A 7,339-nucleotide genomic window follows, 5' to 3' on the forward strand; every position below is an offset into this window, starting at 1 on the left:
CCAAAATTCTACTTTGTTTTTTAAAATTTTCATTTTCTTTAAATCCAAGCTTAAAAGCTTTGCATTTTTTTAAATGTCTTATAGCTACAAGTGCATCACAAGCATTATTGCCTCCACCTAACAAAAAAAGAATTTTAGCTTTATTGAATTTCTTTTTTTCTTTTTTTATTAATCTTGCTAGAGAAATTCCAGCATTTTCTAATAAAATATCCTCATTTAAGCCATTATCAATAGCGTATTGATCTAAAATTTGAGAATTATTATAAATAGCTTTCATTATCTTTTTTAACCAAAAAATAAATATTTTTTTCTCTTTCTTCTTTAAATTTTTTCATTTTAGGAAGAAAATATTGTATTAAAGCTCTAAAATTTCTAAAACCATAATTTTGTGGATTAAAATCTGAATATTTGCGATTCATATTCATTCTTATTTGAGCATATTCCGCTCTTGCTTTTTCTTCTATTAATTGTTCTATTATATTAATTAAATCCTTTAAATTGTTTTTGCCTAAAGTATTTTGATCTTTATTTTTATCTTTATCTAAATAAAAAAATTCATTAAAAGCATTTACATAAGATTTTATAGATTGTTTTAAGCCTATGCCTATAACTTGTTTTTTATTTTCTTTTAATTTTTGTATCAAACTTGTATAATCACTATCGCTAGAAACAATGATAAAAATATCAATATCCTTTTCATAAAAAAAACTTAAAACTTCTGTAACTAAATACATATCGCTTGAATTTTTTTGTGCTCTAAAATTAAACTGCTGCATGGCTATAATAGAATGATCACTTACTTTTTGCTTCCAATTTTGCACACTTTCTTTAGTCCAATCAGCATAAATTCTTTTAATAACTAATTCTCCGTAATTTGAAGCTATATTAAAAATATCATCAGCATATTTTTCTGGAATATTTTCAGCATCAATGAAAACAGCAACACTTTTATTTTCCATTTTATCCTCTCATTCTAAAGCTTAAAGCTTCCAAAATATGACTTTTAAGAATTATTTCACTTTTTGCTAAATCAGCACAACTTCTTGCAACTTTTAAGGTTTTATTTATTCCTCTTTGAGAAAGATTATATCTTAAAGTTGCCTTATAAAGCGTTTCTTTAGCTTCATCATCTAAAATACAAATTTCTTTTAAGTCTTCATCTTTTAATTTTCCATTAAATTCTTTTTGACCTCTTTTTTTCTGAAATAAAAAAGCATCAAACACTATATCGCTCATCTGCTTTGAGCTTAAATCTGCTTTATCATTGGCATCTATTTCATCCATAGCCACATATAAATCTATTCTATCTAAAATAGGCCAAGAAATTTTATTTTTATATCTTTTAATCTCATTGTCATTACAAACACAATTTAAATTTTTAGAAAATAAATTTCCACAAGGACAAGGATTTAAAGCAGCGGCAAAAATAAACTTTGTCTCATAGCTTATTTTAGAATTTACTCTTGAAATATTAATTTTATAATCTTCCAAAGGCTCTCTTAAACTCTCAATAACTTGTTTATTAAAATGTGGAAATTCATCAAAAAATAATACACCTTTGTTAGCTAAAGCAACTTCTCCTATTTTAGCCCCATTTGCACCACCTCCAAAAATACTTGCTCTAGTACTTGTATGATGAGGATTTCTAAAAACTCTTACTTGACTTAAGTCATTATCTTTTGAAATTAAAGATTTATAAGCACTTTGTATTAAAATTTCATCAAGATTTTGTGGAGGCATTATATAAACAAGCCTTTTAGCACACATAGTTTTTCCACTTCCTGGACTTCCTTCAAATAAAATATTATGCATTCCCAAAGCTGCAATTAAGCAAGCTCTTTTGGCTTGTTTTTGTCCTTTAATATCTTTAAAATCAGATTCGAAAATTTCATTGCGAACGTATAATTCTCCATTTATGGAAAAAGAATTTTTAAATAAAGGATGTAATTTTTTAAATTTAAATTTTTCATATTGTTTTTCTTTAAAAAACTCTATTATATCACTAATATGTTCCATACCATAAATTTCTAAATTTGGAATCATTGAAGCTTTAAAAGCTATACTCTTAGGAACAATAATCTTTGCTTTTTTGATTTTAGTACTTAAAAATAAAATCAAGGAAAAAAGTTCATTTGTACTTTTTATACTTCCATCAAGCCCAAGCTCTCCAACAACAAAAAAATCATTTAAATTTTCATTTTGCAATAAAATAAGTGTAGCAATTGCCAAATCAAAATGAGAACCTTTTTTTGGTATTCCAGATGGACTTAAATTGATTGTAATTTTTTTTGAAGGAAAAACAAAATTACAAGTAGCAAGAGAAGCTTTAATACGTTCAACACTCTCTTTAATTGCTACATTTGCTAAACCTACTATAGTAAGATTTGGAATTCCTCTTGTAAAAGTTGATTCAACATCTATGATATCTAAACTTTCATCAAAACTTATGCATTTTAGATAATTCATTTAGATTTTTTTTGTTTTTTAAATTCTTTATCGAATTTTTGTCTTTTTAAAAAAGAAAGTTTTTCTATAAACAAATGTCCATCTAAATGATCGTTTTCGTGCTGAATTGCTACAGCTAAAAAACCTTTAGCTTCAAGTTCTTTAAGATTTCCATAACGATCTTGATATTGAAGCAAAATATGTTCATATCTTTCTACTTTTTCAAAAAAATCAGGAACACTAAGGCAACCTTCCGTGCAAACAATTTTTTCTTCACTTAAAAATTTAATTTTAGGATTTATAACTTCTATTAAGTCTTCTTTTTTTTGCTCTTCATTTTCATCTAAAATATTTACAATAAAAACTCTTAAAGGTATATCAATTTGAATAGCCGCAAGCCCTACTCCATTGCTTGCTATCATAGTTTCATACATATCATCCAATAAAGAATGCAACTTTTCATCAAAAATCTCTACTGGTTTAGATTCTAAAAAAAGATTTTTATTTGGATAAGTAATGATTTTTCTTATCAAAATAACACCTTAAATTTTCTTTTCTAAAACTTTATCAATAAGTCCATATTCTTTAGCTTCGTTTGAACTCATAAAAAAGTCTCTCTCAGTGTCTTTGACGATTTTAGCTAATTTTTGCTTAGTATTTTTAGCTAAAATCTCGTTAAGAATTGATTTTAATCTTAAAATTTCTTTTGCTTGAATTTCAATATCGCTCGCTTGTCCTCTAGCTCCACCCAAAGGCTGATGTATCATAATTCTTGAATTTGGCAAAGCAAAACGTTTTCCCTCTGTTCCACAACTTAGCAAAAATGCACCCATAGAAGCAGCTTGTCCTATGCAAATAGTGCAGATATCAGGCTTTATATAATTCATAGTATCATAAATACTAAATCCACTTGTTATTACTCCTCCTGGAGAATTAATATAAAGATAAATATCTTTTTGAGGATCCTCAGCTTCCAAAAAAAGAAGTTGCGCAACTATAGAAGAAGCTAAATCATCATTAATTTCTCCACTAAGCATAACGATTCTATCTTTTAAAAGTCTAGAATAAATATCATAGCTTCTTTCACCTCTGCTTGTTTTTTCAATAACATAAGGTATATAAAGACTCATTATTTTTCAACCTCTTTTTTTGTTTTTTTATTATTTTTTGGCATAAAAATATCACTAAAAAGTTTTTCCTCAATTAAAGCCATTTTAACAGCAGGTAAAGCACCTTGTTTTTTATAATTTTCTAAATGCTCTTTAGGATTCATACCATAACGATAGGCTTCAAAATAGACAGCTTGAATAAGTTCTTGATCACTTACTTCAATTTTTCTAATCTTTGAAAGTTCATCGATAATAAAAGTAAGTTTAACACTTTTTTCAGCATCCTCTTTAAAGCTATCTCTTTTTTCTTTATATTTTTCTTTATTATTTCTAAGCTCTTCTATTTCTTTTTCATTAAAATTCGAAAAAGCATTTCTAAATTGCATATCTATTTCTTGTTCTACAATGCCTTTTGGCAAATCAAATTCAAATTTTTCGATCAAGGCATCAGCAAATTTAGCCTTTAATTCATCATTAACCAATTTAAAAAGTTTTTCATTTTTAATTTGTTCTTTTAATTTTTCATCAAGTAATTCTTCTGTTGGTTCTTTTTCATTAGGAAGAAGAGTTTTGAGACTTTTTTCATCAAGTTTTGGTATATTTAATTCTTGAATTTCGTGAAGTTTTACTTTAAAAATAGCCTCTTTTCCCGCTAAATTAGCAGCACCATAATCTTTTGGAAAAGTAACTTTTATGTCTTTTTCTTCTCCTGCTTTTAATCCTATCATACCCTCTTCAAATCCTGGAATAAATTGCTTAGAACCAATTTCCAAAACATAATCTTGAGCTTTACCACCATCAAAAGCTTTATCATCTATAAAACCTTCAAAATCGAATTTAGCAAAATCGCCTTCTTTTAAAGCTCTTTTTGTTTTAATTGCTTCTGGGGTCGCAAATCTTTTTAAAAGTTCTGCTTTTTTATCTTCAATCTCTTTTTTGCTTACTTTTGGAGTTTGATACTCTGGTATTAATTTTTCATAACCATCAAGTTTTATAATAGGTTTAAATGAAAGCATTAATTCAGCTTCAATTTCTCCATCTTTTCTATCAAATTTTTCAAAATATGGATTACCAATAAGTTCTTTATTTTCTTTTTTTAATTCCTTTAAAGCACTATCAACAGCGTATTTAAAAAGATTTTGCTCAGCATCTTTCATTAATTCTTTTTCATAACGTTTAAGTACAGCGCTAACTGGAACATGTCCTGGTCTAAACCCATCCATTTTAATATTTTTAGAAGCTTTTTTTGCGAGATTTTGAACTTCATTTTTAATGCTTCCTAAAGGGATTTTTACATTAGCAATTGCATTAACAGAATCTAATTGCTTTGCTTTAATTTCCATAGTTTTTCCTTCAAAAATAAAAAGTTAATTATTGAAATATAACAAATTTTTCCTTATTACTTGCATAAAAATTTCAATATATTTATGATAATATTATATTTAAATTTAGACTGAATTATTTATTATTTTAACTATTTTGGAGAAAAAATTGCAAAAAAAATTTGAAAATTGTGTTGCAACTATGTTAGAAATTATAGGAGAAGACCCAAAAAGAGAAGGTCTTTTAAAGACTCCAACAAGAGTTTTTAAGGCCTATGAATTTTTAAGTAAGGGTTATAATGAAAATATTAATGACATTTTAAACAATGCCCTATTCGAAAGTTCTAATAATGAAATGGTTTTAGTGAAAGATATAGAATTTTATAGCCTTTGTGAACATCATCTTTTACCTTTTTTTGGTAGAGTAAGCGTAGCTTATATACCTGATAAAAAAGTTGTAGGTCTCAGCAAAATCCCACGTTTGGTAGAAATGTTTGCTAGAAGACTTCAAATTCAAGAACAACTCACAGAACAAATTGCAGATGCTCTTATGGATGGAGTTGGAGCAAAAGGCGTTGGCGTTGTAATAGAAGCAAGACATATGTGTATAGAAATGCGCGGGATTCAAAAAGCAAATTCAATTACTAGCACTTCAGCTTTAAGGGGTTTATTTTTAAAAAACGAAAAAACAAGAAAAGAATTTTTTTCTTTAATTAATTCTCCAAAGCAAGTAAGATTTTAATGGAACTTAATAAATTAAGACAAAAACTAAAAAATGAAAATTTAAATTCCATCTTTGGAGAAATTACAAAAATTTCTGCTACAAGCATAGAGATTAAAGGACTAAAAACTGGGATTGGGGATATTATAAAACTTGTCTCAAATGAAAATGAACAACTCCAAACTTTGGCTATGGTGGTAGAAATTAAAGATAAATTTAGCTATTTGAGTCCTTTTAGCTTTATAGAAGGTTTTAAAATAGGAGATCGTGCATTTTTAAGTGATGCAGGAATGCAAATTGGGGTAAGCGATGAACTTTTAGGACGCGTTGTAGATCCTTTTATGAGACCTAAAGATGGTAAAGGTGCTATTGAGGCAAGTAAATTTATGCCTATAATGAGAGCTCCTATTGATGCAATGAAAAGAGGACTTATAGAAGAAGTTTTTCCTGTTGGAGTTAAAACTATTGATGCGCTTTTAACTTGCGGAGTAGGACAAAAATTAGGGATTTTTGCAGGAAGTGGTGTTGGTAAATCTACTCTTATGGGTATGATAGTTAAAAACTCTAAGGCTCCTATAAAAGTTGTAGCTCTTATTGGAGAAAGAGGGCGTGAAATTCCTGAATTCATCCAAAAAAACTTAGGTGGAAAATTAGATGATACAGTTATAATCGTTGCAACAAGTGATGATAGTGCTCTAATGAGAAAATATGGAGCCTTTTGTGCTATGAGTGTAGCAGAATATTTTAAAGAACAAGGAAAAGATGTTCTTTTTATTATGGATAGTGTAACACGTTTTGCTATGGCACAAAGAGAAATTGGTTTAGCATTAGGAGAACCACCTACAACTAAAGGTTATCCTCCAAGTGTTTTAAGTTTATTACCCCAACTTATGGAAAGAGCTGGAAAAGAAGAAGGCAAAGGCACAATAACGGCTTTTTTTACCGTTCTTGTTGATGGAGATGATATGAGTGATCCTATAGCTGATCAAAGCAGATCTATACTTGATGGACATATAGTATTAAGTAGAGAATTAACTGATTTTGGTATCTATCCTCCCATTAATATACAAAATTCAGCTTCAAGGGTTATGGGCGATATAATCACAAATGAACATAAGCTTTTAGCAAGAAAATTTAAAAGATTAAATTCACTACTTAAAGAAAATGAAGTTTTACTCCGCATTGGAGCTTATCAAAAAGGAAGCGACAAAGAACTTGATGAAGCTATAGCCAAAAAAGAATTTATGCAAAATTTTCTAGGACAAAATCCTGAAGAAAGTTTTGAATTTAATAACACTATAGAACTTTTAAAACAAATAGACACACCTATAAATACTCCTAATAATCAAAATCTTGGTAGTTCAAATGCAACCTTACCAAATCCTAATCAAAAATAATTTTTAATTTTGGTGTAAAATTTTATGTGCATTTAAAGCTTGGAATAAATCACTATCATTAACCCAAATAAGTTTTTCATTTATAGAACAATCCCATTCTAAAGGCAAAGCTTTTAAAGTATTTTTAAAAAGAAATTTTTCCCAGTATTTTTTTATCTGCTCATCTTCTTTTTCATATAATTGTAAAACATCTCCCTCATAAATATAATCTTCCCACTCTACAAAAGGAACTAATTTAATAAAATCACTTTCATATTTTTGAGAAAGTATGCCTTTGGAATCTATATTATTTAAATCTTGTTGATAATTTTTAATAAGAATATTCATTCTAGCTTCTAAAAGATC

The 7,339-nt window shown here is 27.8% G+C and carries 8 protein-coding genes and 1 pseudogene; 2 read left to right on the top strand and 7 right to left on the bottom strand.

Going from position 1 to position 7,339, the window contains the following annotated elements:
• The 6 genes from JG677_RS06105 to tig all read right to left on the bottom strand — a co-directional run.
• Window positions 1-277 (bottom strand): NAD(P)H-hydrate epimerase (locus JG677_RS06105; RefSeq protein WP_325099562.1); only part of this gene is annotated, 277 nt, incomplete at its 3' end.
• Window positions 261-959: an NYN domain-containing protein gene (locus JG677_RS06110; RefSeq protein WP_200169046.1), complete on the bottom strand. Its 699-nt coding sequence runs from the start codon at window positions 957-959 to the stop codon at window positions 261-263. The genes JG677_RS06110 and JG677_RS06105, both read right to left, overlap by 17 nt.
• A 1-nt stretch (window position 960) precedes the next feature.
• Entirely contained in the window at window positions 961-2,466 is a 1,506-nt protein-coding gene (locus JG677_RS06115) for a YifB family Mg chelatase-like AAA ATPase (RefSeq protein WP_200285712.1), read from the bottom strand.
• On the bottom strand, window positions 2,463-2,978 hold the full coding sequence (gene def, locus JG677_RS06120) for a peptide deformylase (RefSeq protein ID WP_200285713.1): 516 nt from the start codon (window positions 2,976-2,978) through the stop codon (window positions 2,463-2,465). Before def ends, JG677_RS06115 begins: the two co-directional genes overlap by 4 nt.
• 9 nt (window positions 2,979-2,987) lie before the next feature.
• The gene (gene clpP / locus JG677_RS06125; RefSeq protein ID WP_200217304.1) at window positions 2,988-3,575 is read right to left on the bottom strand and encodes an ATP-dependent Clp endopeptidase proteolytic subunit ClpP; all 588 of its coding nucleotides are present in this window, start codon (window positions 3,573-3,575) and stop codon (window positions 2,988-2,990) included.
• A complete protein-coding gene (gene tig, locus JG677_RS06130; protein WP_200169050.1) occupies window positions 3,575-4,897 on the bottom strand; it encodes a trigger factor in 1,323 nt (440 codons plus the stop codon). The genes clpP and tig overlap by 1 nt, the downstream gene beginning before the upstream one ends.
• Before the next feature lie 148 nt (window positions 4,898-5,045).
• On the opposite strand from tig, the gene folE reads away from it, so the two are divergent.
• On the top strand, window positions 5,046-5,618 hold the full coding sequence (folE, locus tag JG677_RS06135) for a GTP cyclohydrolase I FolE (RefSeq protein ID WP_200169051.1): 573 nt from the start codon (window positions 5,046-5,048) through the stop codon (window positions 5,616-5,618).
• The gene (gene fliI, locus JG677_RS06140; protein ID WP_200169052.1) at window positions 5,618-6,994 is read left to right on the top strand and encodes a flagellar protein export ATPase FliI; all 1,377 of its coding nucleotides are present in this window, start codon (window positions 5,618-5,620) and stop codon (window positions 6,992-6,994) included. Before folE ends, fliI begins: the two co-directional genes overlap by 1 nt.
• Window positions 6,995-6,997: 3 nt before the next feature.
• Here fliI and JG677_RS06145 read toward each other — a convergent pair.
• Window positions 6,998-7,339 (bottom strand): annotated as a pseudogene (locus tag JG677_RS06145) (hypothetical protein); the annotation flags it as partial.

The organism is Campylobacter sp. TTU-622 (genome assembly GCF_016598965.1).
Taxonomy (GTDB): Bacteria; Campylobacterota; Campylobacteria; order Campylobacterales; family Campylobacteraceae; genus Campylobacter_D.